The 606-nt window shown below is 53.8% G+C and carries 1 protein-coding gene; it reads left to right on the top strand.

All coding sequences use genetic code 11. From position 1 onward, the window contains the following. Positions 1-63: 63 nt before the first annotated feature. The coding region (locus QP981_RS11180) for an IS6-like element IS26 family transposase (RefSeq protein ID WP_032260720.1) at positions 64-606 on the top strand (543 nt) is incomplete at its 3' end.

Consider the following 606-nt stretch of genomic DNA (forward strand, 5'->3'; position numbering starts at 1 on the left):
GGCACTGTTGCAAATAGTCGGTGGTGATAAACTTATCATCCCCTTTTGCTGATGGAGCTGCACATGAACCCATTCAAAGGCCGGCATTTTCAGCGTGACATCATTCTGTGGGCCGTACGCTGGTACTGCAAATACGGCATCAGTTACCGTGAGCTGCAGGAGATGCTGGCTGAACGCGGAGTGAATGTCGATCACTCCACGATTTACCGCTGGGTTCAGCGTTATGCGCCTGAAATGGAAAAACGGCTGCGCTGGTACTGGCGTAACCCTTCCGATCTTTGCCCGTGGCACATGGATGAAACCTACGTGAAGGTCAATGGCCGCTGGGCGTATCTGTACCGGGCCGTCGACAGCCGGGGCCGCACTGTCGATTTTTATCTCTCCTCCCGTCGTAACAGCAAAGCTGCATACCGGTTTCTGGGTAAAATCCTCAACAACGTGAAGAAGTGGCAGATCCCGCGATTCATCAACACGGATAAAGCGCCCGCCTATGGTCGCGCGCTTGCTCTGCTCAAACGCGAAGGCCGGTGCCCGTCTGACGTTGAACACCGACAGATTAAGTACCGGAACAACGTGATTGAATGCGATCATGGCAAACTGAAACGG

Origin of the sequence: Corynebacterium sp. MSK047 (genome assembly GCF_030232285.1) — a bacterium.
Classification (GTDB): Bacteria; Actinomycetota; Actinomycetes; order Mycobacteriales; family Mycobacteriaceae; genus Corynebacterium; species Corynebacterium jeikeium_D.